Origin of the sequence: Halomonas sp. (assembly GCF_052095765.1) — a bacterium.
GTDB lineage: Bacteria > Pseudomonadota > Gammaproteobacteria > Pseudomonadales > Halomonadaceae > Halomonas.
Genome location: NZ_JBQDJZ010000009.1, coordinates 1 through 18,858, shown reverse-complemented (window position 1 = coordinate 18,858; position 18,858 = coordinate 1). Strand labels below are relative to the sequence as shown.

Sequence of the window (18,858 nt, the reverse complement as noted above, 5' to 3'; positions counted from 1 at the left end):
ATCAAGTCCACCGCTAATGCGTGACGATTTGCGTAGAAACAGCCTAATGTCCAGTCAGAAACAGAGCTGTTTTCTGAACACTAATAAACCGCGTAATGTCCCAAGTTTTTTGGCAATATATCAGCCTAACCGAGCTCATCTCCTTTTAATCAATCCCGTTCCGTTACTGCAAGGAGCATCTTATGCTGAAACATTTCTCCCGTGTTCTGCCAATAGCACTTCCACTACTATTTGTCACTACGCTTGCCGCTGCTGAACCCTTCGTATTTACCGCCATTCCCGATGAGGACGAGACACGCCTGCAGCAACGCTTCCAGAAGGTCGCCGACTACCTCGCCGACAAACTGGACGTCGAAGTACGTTTTGTGCCAGTAAAATCCTATGCCGCAGCGGTCACTGCCTTCCGAAACGATCAGGTGCAGTTGGCTTGGTTCGGCGGGCTCTCCGGCGTCCAGGCCCGTGAGCGAGTACCCGGCTCCAGAGCCTTAGCCCAAGGCATCGAGGATGCTGAGTTTCAGACCTACTTCATTGCCCACGAGAGCACAGGGCTGGAAGAAGGCGCAGGGCTGAACGATGCCATGCGTGACATGACATTCACCTTCGGTTCTAAAGGCTCTACCTCTGGACGCCTGATGCCCGAACACTTTCTGCGCAAAGCCTTTGGCGAGGCACCGGACGAGGTTTTCTCCCGTGTCGGTTTCAGCGGCAATCATAGTCGCACTGCCTCACTGGTCGCCTCCGGCGCCTACCAGCTCGGCGCACTCAACTACACCGTATGGGAAAACGAGCTCGAAGCCGGCAACCTCGATACTGACAGCGTCAAAGTCATATGGAAAACCCCGACCTACCCGGATTACCAATGGACGATCCGCGACGACGTCAACGAGCGCTTCGGCGAAGGCTTTGCTGATCGCGTCCAGCAGGCACTGCTCGACATGGAGGATCCTGCCCTCCTGGAGAGCTTCCCACGCTCAGGCTTTATTCCGGTGAATAACGACGACTACGAGATCATCCGCCAGGTCGGCCAGCAGCTCGACATCCTCGACTGATGAGCCCGCTTGTTCTTACCGATGAGGTAGCCGATTACGGCGGTAAACCTGTCATCGGACCGCTCAGCCTGACGTTGAGGCGCGGCGAACGTGTGGCATTGGTGGGTAAAAGTGGCGCTGGAAAATCGACGCTGCTGGGTGTCATGCAGCAGCGCTGGCGCCGCCATGGTGCAGCCCTAATGCCACAGCAACTGGGGCTGGTACCCTCGCTGAGTGTGTTCCACAATGTTTATATGGGTGGACTCGCCAACCATCCCACTTGGTACAACCTGGTTACCTTGGCACGCCCCTTTCGCCGTGATATCGACGCCATAATGCCACTACTTGAGCGCTTTGATATCGCCAATAAGTGCTGGTCCGCAGCCGGCGAGCTATCTGGTGGCCAGAGCCAACGCGTCGCAGCTGCCCGCGCGATTCATCAACAGGGCGATCTGTTGCTGGCTGACGAGCCGATATCGGCACTCGACGGTCCGCTGGCTGAACGGGTACTGAGAGCACTGGGCGAGACCTACCCCACATCGGTGCTGGCCATGCACGATGTAGAGCTGGCCCTGCGCTTCACTGATCGAGTTGTAGGCATTGTCGAGGGAGAAATCGCTTTGGATGAAGCCAGCCATCGAGTCTGCGCCCAAGACCTACTGATATTGTACTGACCTATGCGGCACTCAAAGACCGTCCGCACCAGCCTGGGCCTGGTTGTACTAGCCATCGTTTGTCTTGCCATGGCCGACTTGGAAATCAGCGCCCACTCGCCCTGGGCAGAGCTCGGCCGCTTGGCACTGGGGCTGGCCCATCCAGACTTTTCAACAGTAGACTATCTCGGCGAGGCGGTCGTGCGCACTCTAGCCTTTGCCTTCGTTGGTGTAGGGGTGGGGGCTGCGGCGGGAATGCTATTGGCACTGGTGTTTCACCATCGCGCAGTACGCACCACCTGTGCCTTCATACGCGCTATTCACGAGCTATTCTGGGCACTAATCTTCCTGCAGTTCTTCGGCCTGCACCCGCTGACCGGGGTACTCGCCATCGCCATCCCCTACGCCGGCATCTTCGCCAAAGTGTATGCCGAAATTCTCGATGAGAGCGACCTGCAGCCGTCAAAGGTGATTCCCCACGGTAGCAGCATTATCTCGGCCCTCGCCTATACTCGTTTTAGTCTGGCTTGGCCACATTTGGCCACCTATACCGCTTACCGCCTCGAGTGCGGCCTGCGCTCCAGCGCCGTACTAGGTTTTGTGGGCATACCCACACTAGGATTCTATCTGGAGTCCTCGTTCGCCCAGGGCCAGTACACCACGGTAGGTGCGCTGCTACTGCTGTTCTATGTGCTGATTGCCACCATCAGACTATGGGCCCCCCCGCGCCTGTTGCCGCTTTACCTGTTGGCCGCCCCTTTCCTACTCGGTGATGGCCTGCCGATTCGTTGGCAGAGCGTCTCGCGGTTCTTCACCGAAGACATCGTTCCCGAACCACTGCGCCAAGGCGAAGGATTTTCTGGGCTCATGCCTTGGCTGGGCGACTTGATCGCCAATGAAGCGCTGCCGGGCATCTGGAACACCCTGCTACTAACCCAAATTGCCTTGGTGGCGACCGGCCTGCTGGCGCTGGTTCTGTACCCGCTGATCTCACAGAATTTTACCGGGCGCCATATCACCGGCCGAATACGCAGGGCATTGGGGCATGGCTTGTTGGTAATTCTGCGCTCGACACCGGAATACCTGTTGGCCTTCATTTTACTGCAGCTATGGGGCCCATCAATGTTGCCAGCGGTGGTAGCACTGGCAATCCATAATGGCGGTATTATTGGCTATCTGGTAGGTCAACGCAGTAATACGATCACACTGCGCGCTGACGCACCGCGCGGCATTGAACGCTATGCCTTCGAACTCACTCCACGGCTTTATGGCCCCTTCCTTGCCCTGCTGTTCTACCGCTGGGAGATCATCATGCGCGAGACAGCCATCCTTGGCATTCTCGGCATCGCGACCCTTGGCTTCTATGTTGACAGCGCCATCCAGGAGATCCACTTCGATCAGGCGATGATCCTTATCCTGATCACCGCCCTGCTAAATATCGGCGTAGATATTCTGGCTCGGCATCTGCGCAACCGTCTGCGTCTACGGCACACTGCCAGCTGCGGGCCAGAGGCTACCGATGCTACTTCGTGAGGTCTGTCACGGCGCCTTCGCTGGCGGAACTGACCAGCCGCGCATACTTAGCCAGTACGCCACGGGTATAGCGCGGTGTGGGCTGCTGCCATGCTGAGCGACGGCGCTCCAGCTCTTTGCTGTCGATGGCCATGTCGATTGTATTGGCTTCGGCGTCAATGGTGATGACGTCGCCGTCTTCCACCAGCGCCAGCGGGCCGCCGTCGAAGGCTTCGGGCGCAACGTGGCCGACCACGAAGCCGTGGCTGCCGCCGGAGAAACGCCCGTCGGTGATCAGCGCCACATCGTTACCAAGCCCGCGACCCATGATGGCCGAGGTGGGGGTGAGCATTTCACGCATGCCGGGACCGCCTTTGGGGCCTTCGTAGCGGATCACCACCACGTCGCCGGCGACCACGGTGCCATCATTGATGCCTGACTGGGCCTGCTCTTCCGAGTTGAACACACGTGCGGTGCCGCGGAAGTGGGTGCCTTCTTTGCCGGTGATCTTGGCCACTGCACCATCCGGCGCCAAGTTGCCGTAAAGAATCCGCAGGTGACTTTCTGCTTTGATCGGCTTGTCCAGCGGTGCGATGATTTCCTGATCGTCCGGGTAGTGCGTCACCTCGGCCAGGTTCTCAGCCAGGGTCTTGCCGGTGACAGTCAGACAGTCGCCGTGCAACATGCCGGCTTCTAGCAGCACCTTCATCAGCGGCTGAATGCCACCTATTGCCACCAACTCGCTCATCATGTAGTGGCCGCTGGGGCGCAGGTCGGCGAGCAGCGGAACGCGCTTGCCGATTTCGGTGAAATCATCTAACGACAGCGGCACATCCAGGGTGCGTGCCATCGCGATCAGGTGCAGCACCGCATTGGTCGAGCCGCCCAACGCAATGATCACGGTAATGGCGTTCTCGAAGGCCTGGCGGGTCATGATGTCGGACGGCTTGATGTCTTTGTCCAGCAGCGCCAGTACTGCCTCGCCGGCGGCTTCGCAGTCGTCGCGCTTGTCGCGGGACACGGCATTCTGCGCCGAACTGCCGGGCAGGCTCATGCCCAGCGCTTCGATGGCCGAGGCCATGGTGTTGGCGGTATACATACCACCGCAGGAACCGGGGCCGGGAATTGCGGTTTCTTCAATCTGCTTGAGTTCGATCAGATCGATATCCCCGCGCGAGTGGGCGCCCATGGCCTCGAACACCGAGACGATATCGGTGTGGCCTTTCCCAGGCAGAATGGTGCCACCGTAAACGAAGACACTAGGGCGATTCAGCCGCGCCATGCCCATTAGGCAGCCCGGCATGTTCTTGTCACAGCCGCCGATCGCCACAATGCCATCGAAGCCCTCGCAACCGGCCACGGTTTCGATCGAGTCGGCGATGACTTCTCGCGACACCAGCGAGTACTTCATGCCTTCGGTGCCGTTGGCGATGCCGTCGGAAATGGTGATGGTGTTAAAGATCACCCCTTTACCGCCTGCTTCATCGGCACCGTCACGGGCATGCTCAGCCAGCTCATTGATATGACTGTTGCATGGCGTCACCATGCTCCAGGTCGAAGCGATACCCACCTGGGGCTTTTTGAAATCCTCGTCAGTAAACCCTACCGCGCGCAGCATCGCGCGGCCGGCTGACTTACCGGGGCCATCCACCACCGAGGAGGAATGACGGCGGCGTGGATCGTTGGGGGTATCGCTCATGAAAAGCTCCTGTAGCAGGTTGCAAAAAAGGGCACGATGGCGGTGAACCCTGCCTCGCACGCAAGGCCTGTCAAACCGCTCGCACCTGTCAAATCATCATGGTATCAGGCTGTCCGAGCTGGCGCTGCCACAGGACGGTCTTCGTAGGAACCATGTTGACATGGTGATGCAGGCCGCCAGGCCTGCCGAAGGTACCGATATTCAGCCAACATTCAGGGCGCCTGCGGCGCCCATCGCAGCCTGAAGGCAGCTCCTACCAGACCTGAACCGTGCCGTTGAACAGCTCTGCATGGATATGCGGCCGACATCACGGATTATTGCTGACTGTAATAAGCCGCAATGTCGGCGATATCCTCATCCGACAGATTGGTTGCCTGGGGTGTCATTACGGCAGACATTCCCCCCTTGCGCTGGTTTTCACGGTAGGCCTTCATTGAGCTTTCCAGGTAGTCAGCCGACTGGCCAGCTAGGTTCGGATAGATGTCAGCGGTAGCCATGCCGTCCTTGCCGTGGCAGGCCACACAGACTGCAATCTTCCCCCCGCCCGCCGCCGCATCACCGGCGGCACTTGCGGTGCTGGAAAACCCTACGACGCCCATCATCACGGCGATGGTCAGTCCCGCTGTGTGAATAATTTTCATGCTTCTAGTCTCCGTAAGCTAACGGCAGCCTGGCTACCTTGTAGTGCTATTAAACGTCGACTTCCCACCAAGGGACAAGCCGCACCCGTTTCTCCATCCATAGGCATTTGATTCACATCAAGGAAGGCACCAATACCTGTTGTGATAGCAGTCCGATACTGTCGAGTTACGTGTCAGAAGTGCTACGCTTCAAAAAGCGTCCTGAAAAGTAAAAAAAAGTGAAGTAAAGACAAAAACCACAGTTCGTGACCGCAATATCCTATCCGAGACTAACGAGTCATGCTTTACCACATGCGGCAGAGACAGCATGCATGATATCGAAGTAAGACAACCAGGTCAGATCAGTGCAGCTCTGGACTATCGCCCGGCTCGCTGACGACAGCTGTTGATAGAGGAGAACACCATGGGGATGTGGAAGCTGAAGCGCCGCGACTTCCTGAAAGGGCTCGGAATGACCGGTACCGGGGCCATGCTCAGCGGCAATGTATGGGCGCTCAACCGGCTCGAACCCATCGGAGACACACTGGCCAGCGAGTATCCTTATCGCAGCTGGGAAGACCTGTACCGCAACGAATGGACCTGGGACAGCATCGGCCACGCTGCCCACTGCATCAACTGCATGGGCAACTGCGGCTGGAACATTTACGTGAAGGACGGCATCGTCATTCGCGAAGAACAGATTGCGAAGTATCCCCAGGTCAACCCCAATATCCCTGACGCCAACCCGCGCGGCTGTCAGAAAGGGGCCATACACTCCACGGCCATGTACGAAGCCGACCGCCTGCGTTATCCGCTGAAGCGAGCCGGCAAGCGCGGTGAAGGCAAGTGGCAGCGTATCTCCTGGGATCAAGCGACCGAGGAAATCGCCGACAAGATCATCGACATCTTCGAAAAATACGGTCCCGGCAAATTAAAGACCCACCAGGGGTCTGGTAACCAGAGCATGGTTCGCCAATCCGGGCCTGCTCGCTTTGCCGCTCTGGTGGGCGGTATCCAACTTGATGGCTTTACCGTCGTCGGCGATCTGTTGACCGGCGCGCACCTGGCCTATGGTAACCCGCTGGAAAGCTTTACCTCTGACGCCTGGTTCGATGCCGACTACATCATGCTCGGCATGATCAACCCTAACGCCACCCGCATTCCTGATGCGCACTATATCTGGGAGGCCAAGTACAACGGCGCGCGCATCACCAGCACCGCACCCGACTACAACCCCAGCGCTATTCACACCGATCTGTGGATGCCCATCAAACAGGGCTCTGATCCGTTCCTGGCCATGTCGCTGGTTAACGTCATCATTGAAGAAGACCTGTTCAAGCCAGCGTTCATGAAAGAGCAGACCGACCTGCCAATGCTGGTGCGCGTCGATAACAACAAACTGCTGCGCGAAGCGGATCTGGTCGACGGCGGCTCTGATGAAGTGTTCTATCACTGGGATCTGAACACCAACCAGGCAGTAAAAGCCAACGGCTCCATGGGTGATGACACCAAGACCCTGGCGCTGGGCGAGGTCGACCCGGCCTTGGAAGGCACCTTTGAGGTCGACGGTATTGCCGTGACCACCTCGTTTGAGCATGTAAAAAAGGAAGCGGCCAAATACACCCCGGAAAGCACCCAGGAAAAAACCGGTATCCATCCGGACATTGTGCGCCAAGAAGCGCGCCACCTGGCTGCCGCCAACAAAGCCATTATCATGCTGGGCTACATCACCTCCAGCTACTCGAACTGCCTGTATACCTGCTGGGGCTATGCGCTGGCACTGGCCCTGACCGGACACGGGGGCAAGACCGGAGGCCTGGATACCTCCTGGGTGGTGTGGAACCACCCGCGCTGGACAGAGCTTGCCGGCTTTGAAGGCAAAAAATCAGCACGTCTGGAACCTGGCGGCCTGGGCGAGTTTCTGCGCGGCGGCATGATGGAGGGTGCTCGCAAGCACTTTGACAACGCCAAGCTCAAGGAGCGCGTCGGCTTCGATCTCGATGAGATGGAAGAGATGATGAACGAGTCGATGGACAAAGGCTGGATGCCCTACTACGGCGAAATCAAGGGCATGATCTCGATCGCTGACAACACCTTCCGGCGTAACAAAATGTCGGAAAAGTACCGCGAGGAACACCTGCGCCAAGCCGAAGAGCTGTATGTGAACATCAATGCGCGCATGGACTCCACTGCTGAGTGGGCCGACTATGTGCTGCCCGCGGCCAGCCACTACGAAGCCTGGGATATTCGCACCCAGGGTTACCACCGCTTTGCCAATGTCTTTACCCGCTCAGTAGAACCGGTGGGCGAGTCCAAACCCGACTGGGACATCATGGCGCTGCTGACCAAAAAGATTCAGGAGCGCGCCATCGCCCGCGGTATCGGCCCGATCGAGGATGGCGATGTGACCCGTGACCTGCACACCATTCACGATGACTTCACACGCCAGGGCACGCTCAACACCGATTATCAAGTGCTCAAGCACATCATCGAGGATTCTCCGGAATTCGGTGGCGTGACGCTGGAAGAAGCCGCCGAAAAGGGCTTCATCGTGATGAATGAGCACGCCGGCCTGAACCAACCGCTGAAGCCAGATGAGGGGTATAACCCGTTCACCGCGCAAACGGTTGACAAGAAACCCTACGACACACTGACCGGTCGCATCACCTTCTATTGTGACCACCCATGGTTTGAAAAACTGGACTCCACCGTCCCCACGGCGCGCCTGTACGCTGGGCCAGAAGCCTCCAACTATCCGTTGAACTTCTATTCGCCGCACGCCCGCTGGGGTATTCACTCCAACTGGCGCAGCAACAAATACCTGCTGCGCCTGCAGCGCGGTGAACCCAACATCTATATCAACCCGCAGCTGGCCGAACAGAAAGGGATCAAGGACGGCGACACGGTACGACTGTTCAACGCCAACGGTGACTTCTTTGCCCAGGCCAAGTTCTACCCCAGCATCCCGGTGAACTCGATCATGATGGAACACGGCTGGGAGCCGCATCAGTACATCAAGCGCCGCAACATGAACATGTCCCACGCTGTGTTCCTGCAACCACTGGAACTGGCGGGCGGCTGGGGGCACTTGAAGTTCATTTACGCCATGTGGAATGCCAACCAGCATATCCATGAAACCAGCTACGACATCGAGCTGGCCAAGGCCGAAGACATCGCCGATCCGCGCGTCGTTTAAAAGGAGATTCTCATGGCTGTCAAACGCCAACTCAGCATGGTGATGGATCTGAACAAGTGTATCGGCTGCCAGACCTGTACTGCGGCTTGCAAGCTGATGTGGACCAACCGCAATGGCCGTGAATTCATGTACTGGAACAACGTGGAGACCCAACCCGGGCTGGGCTACCCGCGCGACTACCAGAACATGGGCGGTGGCTTCGACAAGGAAGGTGCCCTGCGCCTGGGCCGTCAGCCCAGCCAGGAAGACTACGGCATTCCCTGGGAGTACAACTACGAAGAAGCGCTGATGACCGGCACCGACCCGTGGCTGCGCCCTAACGTCAAGCCGACCTGGGGCGCCAACTGGGACGAAGACAAAGGTGAAGGCGACTACCCCAACAGCTACTATTTCTACCTACCGCGCATCTGTAACCACTGCGCCAACCCGGCCTGCCTGGCGGCCTGCTCACGCAACGCCATCTACAAGCGCCAGGAAGACGGCATCGTATTGGTCGACCAGGAGCGCTGCCGGGGTTACCGCTACTGCGTCAACGCCTGTCCCTACAAGAAGATCTACTTCAACGAAGAACTCTCCAAGTCAGAGAAGTGCATCTTCTGCTATCCACGTATCGAGAAAGGACTGCCCACCGCCTGCGCCCAGCAGTGTGTTGGCCGCATCCGCTGGATCGGCTATCGCGACGACGAGGAAGGCCCGATCCATCAGCTGGTGGAAAAGTACAAGGTCGCCTTGCCGCTACATGCCGAGTGGGGCACCCAGCCCAACGTGTTCTATATCCCGCCTACTTCACCACCAAAATTCGGTGAAAACGGCGAGCAGCTCGACGAGTCGCGGATTCCATTGTCGTACTTGGAAAGCCTGTTCGGCCCACGCGTCGGCGAAGTGCTGGATACCCTGGCCAAAGAACGCCAGGCCAAGGCCGACGGCAAGGAAAGTGAGCTGATGGACACCCTGATCGGCTACAAACACGCCGAAATGTTCAAGTTGAGCTGAGGCTGGGAGAGACGCCATGACTGCATCCGCCGCATCTCCCGCAGCACTGCCCGAAGCCGAGCGCCTCGCCGCCCGGGAGACATTGTACCGCCTGGCCGCCGCACTGCTGGGCTATCCGTTGGCCGAGACCCAGCAGGCGCTGGAAGACGGGCGTCTGCATGACACCCTGAGCCAGGCCTGGCAGACGCTCACCGGTGAGCCCTGGCCAGCCCTTGAGCCCAGCGCCAACCTGACCGATCTCGAGGTTGGCTACATGGCCACCTTCATCCACGGCCGACGCGGCAAGCCCCGGGTACCATTGGTGGCCAACGCCTATGAAGAGCTGCTGGCCGGCGAAACACCCGCCGGGCACATGCTCAACGTGCAGGCCTATTATCGCCACTTCGGCCTGCAGCCCGCGTTAGGTGATGAAGGGCTCACCGACGAGCCCGACCACTTGGTCGCCATGCTCGAATTCTGTGCCCTGCTGTGCCATATGGAAGCCCAGGCACTGGCCAGCGACCGCGACGCCGCACCCTATCGCCGTGCTCAGCGCGACTTTGTGGCACGCCACCTGTCACCGCTGCTGCATATCGTCAAGGCACACTTCGCCACCGAGAACCAGCATGGGCTCGATGCCACCCTGACCCAGCTGCTCAATACACTGCCCAGCTGGGCCGACAGTCAGCGCGCCGCATTAGAGGCGCAGGTCGGACCCTGTCCGCGCCCCGATCAGAACAAAGCTTCAAGGGCGTCCGCGAGCCAGGCCCTGTGGGACTGAAGTACGTGCTAAACGCGCCTTTCCACGCGCTCATACTGTTGAGGAACCACGCCATGAGACTGCGTCACTTTTTTCAAACCTGTACGCTGGCCACGCTGGCGCTGGTATTTGCCGCCACAGGTGCACTTGCCGATCACGATGAACGCAACCCCAACGTCACCGAAATCAATCCCGGTGACACCGTCAAGGTATCGCGCATTCCCGGCACCATCTACCTGCGCACTCAGGACGACCCGGATGATCTGATCTGGGACCGCCTGCCCATGTATCGCACCACGCTGCTGCCAGCCCCACCAGTCCATCAGTCGGTCACGCTGCGCTTCAAGAACGAGGTCGAGGAAGGCAAGCACCTGTACTTCCAGGTGGCCCGCTCCGACGATCGCTTCTATATCCGCATGCGTTGGAAGGACAACAGTGAAGATCGCGCTTCCACGGTGGACAGCTTCCGCGATGGCGTGGCCGTACAATACGCGCTGGGCGATACCGACACCTCCTACATGATGGGTAGTGGCCCGGAGAACCCCGTCAACATCTGGTACTGGCGTGCCGATCACGAACAGCGTGTCGAGAACCTGGCCGCTGGTGGCTTCGGCAGCACCACCCTGTTGCCCGAACAGGACGTCAGCGGCGCCAGCGCCTACATCACCGATGAAATTACCCAGAACAACCAGTGGCACGTGGTCATGTCGCGCCCCTTCAATGTCGAGAACCCTGCCAACAAGCACGAGGTAGATTTCGACCGGGACCGGGTACCCATGGGATTTGCCGTGTGGCAGGGTAGCGACGCGGAACGCGACGGCAACAAGCGCGTTACCCACACCTGGATCCTGCTGGATACCGGCATTGACGACAGCGCTGCGGCTGATGACAACGCTGAAGCTCAAGCTGACGCCACAGCCGATACCGACGCAGATACACAGGGCTGATACACAGGGCTGATACACAACACTGAGGAGGTAACGACGATGTCGGTTTCCCATTTTCCCGCCGGCGGTCGTGACCCGCTGGCGTTGGCCCCGGCTAACTGTGGCCGGGGTCACGCCTGCCAATTCTGCCCCGAGGAAAGCACCTGCAGCCTCGACAAGCCCAAACACGAAAAGCACCTGATCGAGTCGCGTCTGGAGCAGGTCGGCCAGATCCTGCTGGTCATGGCCAACAAGGGCGGTGTGGGCAAGAGTACCGTCTCGGCCAACCTGGCCGCCGGGCTCGCCGCCCGTGGCTACCGGGTCGGCGTCGCTGATGCCGACATCCATGGTCCCAACCAGAGCCGCTTCTTCGGTTTTGTTGGCGAGCGCATCCGCCTCGGTGGATACGGCCTGACCACCCAGGATTTTCAGGCCGAGAGCATTGAGCACCCGATCAAGGTCGGCTCACTGGCCTTCATGATGGAGAGTGACGACACGCCCATCGTGTGGCGAGACGCCTACAAGCACGACTTCATGCACCACCTGATCGGTTCCTTCGACTGGGGCGCGCTGGATTTTCTGGTGGTAGACATGCCGCCGGGCACCGGCAACGAGCTGATTACCCTGGCCGACATGCTGGAGGGCCAGAACGTAGCCGCCCTGCTCGCCACCACGCCCCAGGAAGTGGCGCTGATGGACAGCCTCAAGGCGGTGCGCTTCTGTCAGGAACGCAGCCTGCCACTGCTCGGCGCGGTCGAAAACATGTCCGGCGTGACCTGCCCTCACTGCAGCGGCGAATTCCACCTTTTCCCGCGCGGGCATATTGCCCAGGCGCTGGCCGAGCACGACGTCGAGTCACTGGCGCAGATCCCGCTGTCGCCGGCGCTGGCCAGCGGTTCCGATAGCGGACGCCCGATCGTCATCGACACCCCGGACAGCCCTGAAGCCCTTGCCTTTGCCCCGGCAATAGACACCTGTGTCGCACATGCAAAAACCCTGTTCACCGAGGCCGCTGCGCACTCGCTCAACGCACTGGTCGAAGATGCCAGCAGTGAGATCGACGCCGCCCTGGCCGATGTGCCTGAAGAACAACGTGAAGCGCTGCGCGAACAGCTAGCCGACCTACTGCGGCGTTGAACATCACCTTGCCCTTTTTACACAACGTCTTTTTCCAGGATGTTCTTCCAGGACGATATTGATGACCCAGACAGCCAACGCGGATCGCCGCCGCTTCTTCCGTCAGATGCTCGACAGCGCCAACCCCGATGCCCCCCAGCGCGCGCCCTGGCACCGTGTACCCGAAGTCGGTGCCGGCGACGGCGACGTATTGTGGTCCGGCTGGGCCGGCGACGGCGAGGTATTCGTGGTCGGCGATGAAGCCATGGTGCTGCATTTCAATGGCCAGACTGACCGTCAAGACCGGCTTTGGCAGCCGATGGAAGTGCCCACCAACCTGCCGCTGCATGGCATCTGGGGACTGTCACGAAACAGCCTGTTTGCGGTGGGCTGGATGGGCTGCGTGCTGCACTTTGACGGCAGCCGCTGGCATCAGCTGCGCGGCGGCGTGGTCGATCCCGACAACCAGCGCTTCACCGCCTGCGTAGAAAACACCCCGCTGTTTGCCATCGACGGCAACGCCAAAGGCCACGCCTGGGCGGTGGGCGATGACGGCATCATCCTGCACTTTGATGGCAGTGAGTGGCAGCAGGAGCAGAGCCCCACCCGCATCAATTTGCGTGCCGTGGCCTGCACCCCCAACGGCAGCGTCTTCGCCGCCGGCGGCGAGGGCACTGTGGTCCGCCGCTCCCCCGACGGCGACTGGGAGCAACTCGACTGCCCGCTGGGCTCGGGCTTTCAAACCCTGCTGGTGCTCGACGACGACTCACTACTGCTCGGCGGTGGCCGCTATTTCGTCGATCACGGCGGCTTTCGCGGCGAACTGGTGAGCTATCACAACGGGCACTTCGAGCCCATCGACATCGAAACACCCATGCCACGGCTGCGGTCGCTCAAGGCCTACAAGCAGGGTGTACTGATCGTCGGCGATCGCGGCCATCTCTTCTATCTGCGCAACTATCTGCAAAGCGCTCCACAGGGGCAAGGCGCCAAGACAAGCCTGCACCAGCTGGAAAGCAACTGCCATCACGATCTGATGGACATCGTGCCGCTGTCTACCGGCGAGGCACTGGTGGTCGGCGACTTCGGTACCATTATGACCGCCGCGCCTGACTTCATCGATGCTCTGGCCCCAGCAGTGACCGACGCCGCCGAGCAAAGCCGCTGGGAAGCCATGACTTCGCCCACCGACCGCCAGCTATGGAACCTGTGGGAAACGCCCCAGGGCGATTGCTACGCGTGCGGCGAGTCCGGCACCGTGCTACGCCTCGACGGCGACACCTGGCAGGCGCTGCCTGCGCCCAGCGACCTTAACGTGCACTGCATCTGGGATGCCGGCGAGGGCGGCCTCTTTGCCGCCGGCCAGCTGGGGCGTATCTACCGCTTTGACGGCAGTGAGTGGCGGCTGCACTTTGACCTACACCTGGACCTCACTATCCTGTCCATGTGGGGCACCCGCCCCGACTCGATCTTCGCCGTGGGCGATGAAGGCCTGGTGCTGCACTTCGACGGCTTGAGCTGGAAGCGCCTGCCCAGCGGTACCGTCTCGGCGCTCTACCACTTGTGGGGCATGGACGATGAGCACCTGCTGGCGGTGGGCGACTTCGGCCTGGTGCTGCGCTACAACGGCCGCGAATGGGCCGACTTCAGCGCTGGCACAGAACACTTCCTCTACGGCGTGTGGGGCGACGCCCTGGACAACATTTACGCGGTCGGCCTGTCCGGCACCCTGACTCACTTTAACGGCCAGCGCTGGCAGCTGATGCCTATCCGCGTGCGCGACGATCTGCTGTCGATTACCGGCTCACCAGCCGCCGGCGTTTACGCCGTCGGCACTCACGGCTGCGCCTTGCGCCTGGACAATGGCCAGTGGTTGACCGAGACCACCGGCACCGAACTCGGCCTGCGCGCCGTTCGCGCCACCCGCAGCGGCATCGTCTACGCCGTTGGCGACCAGGGCACCATCCTGCGCAGAACGTGAACCACTACACTGTGATGCGAACCCGCCGCGCAACCACGGCGGTTTTTTTACCACCTAACCCCCTCTCCACGCTGCTTTATCTTCACACCGCCCGCCACCACTCTTTTCCGACAACCGTACTTGCATCCTCAGATAGAAACAAATACCATTTGATAACAATTTCTATTAGCGAAGCTTTGTCATCATGAGCCCGACCAAACCGCCAGATAACAGGCACAGCGCTGCTTCTCGTGAGCCGCGCTGCCTGAACGTTCACGACGACACGGTCACCAGCGATACGCTGCTGGGTGACACAGGCCTGCTGGTGATCGAGCACAACGGCCGCTGCTACCAGCTGCGCCGTACGCGTAATGACCGACTGATTCTGACCAGCTGAGGCTGTCTGAAACACAACGCCACTCAACCTTACTGGAAAACACCAAACACCAAGCAATACCACTAACAATTCACGCCAGCCCGGGCACCGCCCCAGCCAGCCAGAAACCCTTAATTGGATGCCCCGACCGATGAACGCTACGTTTCACGGCATAGGGTGGCTGGCTGTGATTGGCTGCGCCACTTTTCTGCCTAGCGCTATTGCTGACACCCAGGCTCTCGCCTCCGTCAGCGATGCTGCTGTCGCCAGCACCTCTCAACCTGACATGGTAGTGATCGGCACTCGATACCCGGGGGATGTGCACCGAACCCCCATGATCATTGACGTGGTTGACCGCAGCGATCCGGAACTCGCCACCGCGACACGCTGGGAAGACGCTTTATCTCAACAGCCTGGCGTGCACGTCAGCGGCAGTGGCCGACGCAACGGCCAGTTCTTGAGCATGCGCGGCTTTGGCAAGAACGGTGTACAGGTACGCCTTGATGGCGTCCGCCAGGATATCAATACCGGTCATATCGGCAGCTATTTCGCCGATCCTGCCCTGATCAGGGAAGTACAGATTGCTCGCGGCGCACTGTCCAGTTTTTATGGCAGCAATGCCATGGGCGGCGTGGTCAGTCTGTCAACCGTGGATGCCGACGACCTGCTAGCACCGGGTAACAACGGCGGAGTACGCCTGAATATTGCAGGCGCCAGCGCGGCCAGGGGGCGGGAGACAGCGAACGCCAAGGGCTCGTCTCGCTGGGCTACAGCAACTCGGGTGACATCCGCCGTGCCGGCGGCCAGGAGGCCAAAGACAACGCCAACTTGCGCAGCCTGTTGGCTAAAGGCAGCCTGCAGCTGAACGCCGACCATCAGCTGAAAGCCAGCTGGCAACACTACGACGAACGCGCGCGCCAACCCGCCAATCCGGAGCTGGTAGTGCCCAGTGACGGCACGGGCCTGGTCGATCGTGACGTTACCAGTGATAACGTCCAGCTGATGCACCGCTGGCAGCCTGTTGCTACGACCCGCATCGAGAACCGATTGAGTTTGAGCCGACAGGATATCGACAGCGACGACGGCTCGCGCACCCTAACCCGCTACGGACTGCAAAGTGACGGCTACCACCACCTCAATCATGACTGGCTGGCTCAGACGCTGTCTTTCGGCGCCGAGTTGGAGCGCGCCGACCAGTCACCTGACGGTGCCGTGTCGGGCTTTCCTGATGCCGATATCGACACCGCTGCCGTTTATATTGACGACACCCTAACTGCCGGCAGCTATCTGAGCGACGGCGGTGCCGGTGAGTTCGATCTTGGCCTGGGCGTGCGTTACGACCACTTTCGCGCCAAAGACGGCACCCATCGCGAAAGCAACCATGATCATGTGTCACCCAAAGTGCGCCTTTCCTGGCGGCCCGACAGCAGCCTGATGTTCTACACGGGTTATGCCGAAGCCTTCCGCGCGCCCAGTCTGAGCGAGCTGTACGCCGATGAGCGCCACTTCGCAGGTTTCTGTGCTGGCCCCTTCTTCTGCGCGCCGGATAATTTTTGGGTGTCCAACCCCGATCTCAAGCCCGAAACCAGCAAAACCTGGGAAAGCGGCTTCAACTGGCAACAGGGCGACTGGTCTCTGCGCGCCAGCTATTTCGACACCAACGCCGACGACCTCATCGACACCGACGTCAACCTGATGGCTGGTACCACCCAGGCTATCAACGTCGCGCGTGCCAAGCTGTGGGGCTATGACCTGCGGTTGGGCTGGCAGCCGGAAGCAATGCCGGCATTGAGTGTCTCTGGCGGGCTTTCAGAGGTTACCGGCCGCAACCGCGACAATGGAGAAGGGCTGAGCCACCAGACACCCCCCGAAGCCACGCTGGGTGTGGACTGGCACTTCACGGATGCCAGTCTGACGCTTGGCTGGCGCGGCCGCTTCGCCCAGTCATTCGACAAGACCGAGGAGGGTCGCCTACCCGGCTACGGTCTCAACGACCTGCAAGTCAGCTGGCAAGCCATGCCAGCTTTCACCGCCGCACTGCGTCTGGCCAACCTGACCGATCAGGTCTGGTATCGCCCTGACGGCAGCCTCGGCAGTGGGCGCAGCCTACTCGCCAATTTCAGCTACCAGTGGTAGGAGACCTTCCCATGACGAACCTTGCCATGACCGATCTTTGCATGAGTGAAACTTCCATGACCGACGACAGCCGCACTGCGATTCTCGACGCCTTCCACTCACTACGTTCAAGCTCACCCACCACGCCAGCCATCATGCTGGCCGAACGTCTCGGCATCAGTGAGGGCGCGTTACAGGCAGCACGCTTAGGCGAAGATGTTGTCACCATCACGCTGTCACCTAAGGCCCTCGCTGCGCGCTTTGCCAGCCTCGGGCGTGCCAAGGCGCTGACCCGCTCACGCCATGCTGTACTTGAACAGCAAGGCTATTACCCACTTCTGCAGGGCGGAGCCCACGCAGGCCTGATGCTGGACCCAGGCGGGCTCGACCTGCGCTTGCTGTTCGGCCACTGGCACTGGGCCTGCCTAATTCGCGATACTCTCCCGAATGGCGAACGCTTAAGCGTGCAGATATTTGACCGCTATGGACGTGCCGTACACAAGCTATTCAGCCTGAGCAGTGCGCCTTCCGATACATGGCAAACGCTGTGGGACGAGGGCACCATCGACTGCCCTGAGTTCGTCGGTCAGGCCGAGCCCGACACTCCAGCTGCACCAATTCAAACCCCACCCGGGTTGGCCGAGGACTGGGCCAGCCTGAGTGACGTGCATCAGTTTTTTGGCTTGCTGCGTCGCCATCACCTGACCCGCCACCAAGCCAACAGCCTGATGGAAGGCCATTTCACCCGCGCAGTGCCCAAAAATAGTGTGGAGCAACTGCTGACTAAGGCCGCCAACGACGGACTATCGATCATGCTGTTTGTCGGCAATCCCGGCTGCGTACAGATTCGCACCGGCATCGTTCCGCAGCCAGTACGTGCTCGCGGTTGGCTGAATCTGTTTGCTGAAAACGCCACCTTGCACCTGGATGACGCCGCTATCGAGCGCGTCTGGGAGGTTCACAAACCCAACCGTGACGGCGGTGTCACCAGCCTTGAGGCATTTGATGCCCGAGGCGAACTGGTGCTTCAGATCTATGGTGAACGTCGTGAGGGCAGCGCCGAATCACCCCGTTGGCGCACCTTGCTGGAAAAACTCGGCCACCGCCATCAAGCCGCTTGAGGACATCTCATGTTGCGCAAGTTCTTGACCACTCCAACGCTGAAGGCAAGGCGCAAGCCGTGTGCCCTGTTCATCGGCCTGCTGCTGATACTGGCCATCGGTCTTAGCAGCCTTGCCATGGGTAATACCGACACTGGCACCCAGTCCGGAACACGTGTGTTGGTGCTCGGCGGCGATGTGGCAGAAATTGTTGCCGAGCTGGGCGCAGCAGATCAGCTGATTGCACGTGACGATACCGTGACGTACCCACCAACGCTGACTGAACTCCCCTCGGTGGGCTATCTGCGCAATCTGTCGAGCGAAAGCGTGCTAAAGATAAAACCAGACCGAATCATCGCCAGTGCCGAAGCCGGCCCCCGCGAAGTACTGGCACAGATTGAAGCCACTGGCGTTTCCTTGGCGCGTATCCAACTGCCTGACAGCCAGCCTTCCGTCCGGGCACTTTTTCTGTCGACACAGCTCGACAGCAAAATCCGCCAGGTAGCCCATGCGATTGGCCGAGATGCTCAAGGCGCTGCCCTCAGCGCGCGCCTAGCCAGCCGCTACCAGCAGGTGAACGCACTGCCTGAACTGAACGGACTCAAGGTGATGTTTCTGCTCCACCACGGGGGCATGACACCTATGGTGGGAGGCCGCAGCACCAGTGCGGATCGCGTGATCAAGCTGCTCGGCGCCAGCAACGCCTTTGCTGATTTCGAAGGCTACAAACCAGTATCTGCCGAGGGCCTGATTCCTGCAGCACCTGAGGTCGTGGTACTGCCCCAAAGGGGTCTTGAAGCACTAGGCGGCGAAGACGGATTATGG

The 18,858-nt window shown here is 60.0% G+C and carries 16 protein-coding genes; 14 read left to right on the top strand and 2 right to left on the bottom strand.

What is annotated here, in order from left to right:
- The first annotated feature begins 182 nt into the window (after positions 1-182).
- Genes ACTH3D_RS02425 through ACTH3D_RS02415 form a run of 3 tightly spaced genes read left to right on the top strand, consistent with a single transcriptional unit; the run spans position 183 to position 3,214 of the window.
- Positions 183-1,049 (top strand): putative selenate ABC transporter substrate-binding protein, encoded by an 867-nt coding sequence (locus ACTH3D_RS02425; protein WP_441664880.1) that lies wholly within the window; start codon positions 183-185, stop codon positions 1,047-1,049.
- On the top strand, positions 1,049-1,702 hold the full coding sequence (locus ACTH3D_RS02420) for an ATP-binding cassette domain-containing protein (protein WP_441664878.1): 654 nt from the start codon (positions 1,049-1,051) through the stop codon (positions 1,700-1,702). The genes ACTH3D_RS02425 and ACTH3D_RS02420 overlap by 1 nt, the downstream gene beginning before the upstream one ends.
- A gap of 3 nt (positions 1,703-1,705) precedes the next feature.
- Positions 1,706-3,214 (top strand): PhnE/PtxC family ABC transporter permease, encoded by a 1,509-nt coding sequence (locus ACTH3D_RS02415; RefSeq protein WP_441664876.1) that lies wholly within the window; start codon positions 1,706-1,708, stop codon positions 3,212-3,214.
- Here the strand turns inward: ACTH3D_RS02415 and ilvD are convergent.
- Positions 3,204-4,892 carry a dihydroxy-acid dehydratase gene (gene ilvD / locus ACTH3D_RS02410; protein WP_441664874.1) on the bottom strand — a complete coding sequence of 563 codons (1,689 nt, stop codon included), beginning with the start codon at positions 4,890-4,892 and terminating at the stop codon, positions 3,204-3,206. The genes ACTH3D_RS02415 and ilvD overlap by 11 nt on opposite strands.
- 314 nt (positions 4,893-5,206) lie before the next feature.
- Entirely contained in the window at positions 5,207-5,533 is a 327-nt protein-coding gene (locus ACTH3D_RS02405) for a c-type cytochrome (RefSeq protein WP_441664872.1), read from the bottom strand.
- 403 nt (positions 5,534-5,936) lie between these two features.
- Between ACTH3D_RS02405 and clrA the strand changes: the two genes are divergently transcribed.
- From clrA to ACTH3D_RS02350, 11 genes are all read left to right on the top strand, one after another.
- Positions 5,937-8,708, top strand: a complete 2,772-nt coding sequence (gene clrA / locus ACTH3D_RS02400; RefSeq protein WP_441664870.1) for a chlorate reductase subunit alpha — start codon at positions 5,937-5,939, stop codon at positions 8,706-8,708.
- A 12-nt stretch (positions 8,709-8,720) separates the two neighbouring features.
- Positions 8,721-9,701, top strand: a complete 981-nt coding sequence (gene clrB, locus ACTH3D_RS02395; protein ID WP_441664868.1) for a chlorate reductase subunit beta — start codon at positions 8,721-8,723, stop codon at positions 9,699-9,701.
- A gap of 16 nt (positions 9,702-9,717) precedes the next feature.
- The gene (locus ACTH3D_RS02390) at positions 9,718-10,461 is read left to right on the top strand and encodes a molecular chaperone TorD family protein (RefSeq protein WP_441664866.1); all 744 of its coding nucleotides are present in this window, start codon (positions 9,718-9,720) and stop codon (positions 10,459-10,461) included.
- Between the two features lie 53 nt (positions 10,462-10,514).
- The gene (locus tag ACTH3D_RS02385; RefSeq protein WP_441664864.1) at positions 10,515-11,387 is read left to right on the top strand and encodes an ethylbenzene dehydrogenase-related protein; all 873 of its coding nucleotides are present in this window, start codon (positions 10,515-10,517) and stop codon (positions 11,385-11,387) included.
- A gap of 39 nt (positions 11,388-11,426) precedes the next feature.
- Positions 11,427-12,503, top strand: a complete 1,077-nt coding sequence (locus ACTH3D_RS02380; protein WP_441664862.1) for a P-loop NTPase — start codon at positions 11,427-11,429, stop codon at positions 12,501-12,503.
- 61 nt (positions 12,504-12,564) lie between these two features.
- A complete protein-coding gene (locus ACTH3D_RS02375) occupies positions 12,565-14,463 on the top strand; it encodes a WD40/YVTN/BNR-like repeat-containing protein (protein WP_441664860.1) in 1,899 nt (632 codons plus the stop codon).
- 184 nt (positions 14,464-14,647) lie between these two features.
- Positions 14,648-14,839: a hemin uptake protein HemP gene (hemP, locus tag ACTH3D_RS02370; RefSeq protein WP_441664858.1), complete on the top strand. Its 192-nt coding sequence runs from the start codon at positions 14,648-14,650 to the stop codon at positions 14,837-14,839.
- A gap of 130 nt (positions 14,840-14,969) precedes the next feature.
- Positions 14,970-15,683, top strand: coding sequence for a TonB-dependent receptor plug domain-containing protein (locus ACTH3D_RS02365; protein WP_441664856.1), 714 nt, complete (start codon positions 14,970-14,972; stop codon positions 15,681-15,683).
- Entirely contained in the window at positions 15,647-16,954 is a 1,308-nt protein-coding gene (locus ACTH3D_RS02360; RefSeq protein ID WP_441664854.1) for a TonB-dependent receptor domain-containing protein, read from the top strand. The genes ACTH3D_RS02365 and ACTH3D_RS02360 overlap by 37 nt, the downstream gene beginning before the upstream one ends.
- 11 nt (positions 16,955-16,965) lie before the next feature.
- Positions 16,966-18,054 carry a ChuX/HutX family heme-like substrate-binding protein gene (locus ACTH3D_RS02355; protein ID WP_441664852.1) on the top strand — a complete coding sequence of 363 codons (1,089 nt, stop codon included), beginning with the start codon at positions 16,966-16,968 and terminating at the stop codon, positions 18,052-18,054.
- A 9-nt stretch (positions 18,055-18,063) separates the two neighbouring features.
- The coding region (locus tag ACTH3D_RS02350) for a heme/hemin ABC transporter substrate-binding protein (protein WP_441664850.1) at positions 18,064-18,858 on the top strand (795 nt) is incomplete at its 3' end.

What these genes read in the sequence shown, in the direction of transcription:
- ilvD (WP_441664874.1), bottom strand. Translation starts at nt 4,892, where the DNA reads ATGAGCGATACCCCCAACGATCCACGCCGCCGTCATTCCTCCTCGGTG.
- hemP (WP_441664858.1), top strand. Translation starts at nt 14,648, where the DNA reads ATGAGCCCGACCAAACCGCCAGATAACAGGCACAGCGCTGCTTCTCGT.
- ACTH3D_RS02380 (WP_441664862.1), top strand. Translation starts at nt 11,427, where the DNA reads ATGTCGGTTTCCCATTTTCCCGCCGGCGGTCGTGACCCGCTGGCGTTG.
- ACTH3D_RS02405 (WP_441664872.1), bottom strand. Translation starts at nt 5,533, where the DNA reads ATGAAAATTATTCACACAGCGGGACTGACCATCGCCGTGATGATGGGC.
- ACTH3D_RS02415 (WP_441664876.1), top strand. Translation starts at nt 1,706, where the DNA reads ATGCGGCACTCAAAGACCGTCCGCACCAGCCTGGGCCTGGTTGTACTA.
- ACTH3D_RS02390 (WP_441664866.1), top strand. Translation starts at nt 9,718, where the DNA reads ATGACTGCATCCGCCGCATCTCCCGCAGCACTGCCCGAAGCCGAGCGC.
- ACTH3D_RS02425 (WP_441664880.1), top strand. Translation starts at nt 183, where the DNA reads ATGCTGAAACATTTCTCCCGTGTTCTGCCAATAGCACTTCCACTACTA.
- ACTH3D_RS02355 (WP_441664852.1), top strand. Translation starts at nt 16,966, where the DNA reads ATGACGAACCTTGCCATGACCGATCTTTGCATGAGTGAAACTTCCATG.
- ACTH3D_RS02385 (WP_441664864.1), top strand. Translation starts at nt 10,515, where the DNA reads ATGAGACTGCGTCACTTTTTTCAAACCTGTACGCTGGCCACGCTGGCG.
- ACTH3D_RS02420 (WP_441664878.1), top strand. Translation starts at nt 1,049, where the DNA reads ATGAGCCCGCTTGTTCTTACCGATGAGGTAGCCGATTACGGCGGTAAA.
- clrA (WP_441664870.1), top strand. Translation starts at nt 5,937, where the DNA reads ATGGGGATGTGGAAGCTGAAGCGCCGCGACTTCCTGAAAGGGCTCGGA.
- ACTH3D_RS02365 (WP_441664856.1), top strand. Translation starts at nt 14,970, where the DNA reads ATGAACGCTACGTTTCACGGCATAGGGTGGCTGGCTGTGATTGGCTGC.
- ACTH3D_RS02375 (WP_441664860.1), top strand. Translation starts at nt 12,565, where the DNA reads ATGACCCAGACAGCCAACGCGGATCGCCGCCGCTTCTTCCGTCAGATG.
- clrB (WP_441664868.1), top strand. Translation starts at nt 8,721, where the DNA reads ATGGCTGTCAAACGCCAACTCAGCATGGTGATGGATCTGAACAAGTGT.